The following is a 269-nucleotide window of genomic DNA, read 5'->3' as shown; positions in this document are numbered from 1 at the left end:
GCGGGCGACACCGCCGGCATCAAGGGTGCCACCATCAAGGTGGAAGGCGAATATGCCTTCGGCCTGCTGCGCACCGAGACCGGCGTGCACCGGCTGGTCCGCAAGTCGCCTTTTGACTCATCGGGCGGGCGCCACACCTCGTTTGCCTCGGTGTTTGTCTACCCCGAGGTGGATGATTCGATCGTCATCGACATCAACCCCAGCGACGTGCGCACCGACACCTTCCGGGCCAGCGGCGCGGGCGGTCAGCACATCAACAAGACCGACTC

At 65.1% G+C, this 269-nt stretch carries 1 protein-coding gene; it reads left to right on the top strand.

The features are described 5' to 3' along the window. A partial coding sequence (locus tag B3V69_RS11400; RefSeq protein WP_296446613.1) for a PCRF domain-containing protein occupies positions 1-269 on the top strand: 269 nt, incomplete at both ends.

Origin of the sequence: Rhodoferax sp. UBA5149, assembly GCF_002413825.1 — a bacterium.
Lineage (GTDB): Bacteria > Pseudomonadota > Gammaproteobacteria > Burkholderiales > Burkholderiaceae_C > Rhodoferax.
Note: the sequence above shows the minus strand (reverse complement) of the source record. Positions and strands in the feature narration are given on the sequence as shown.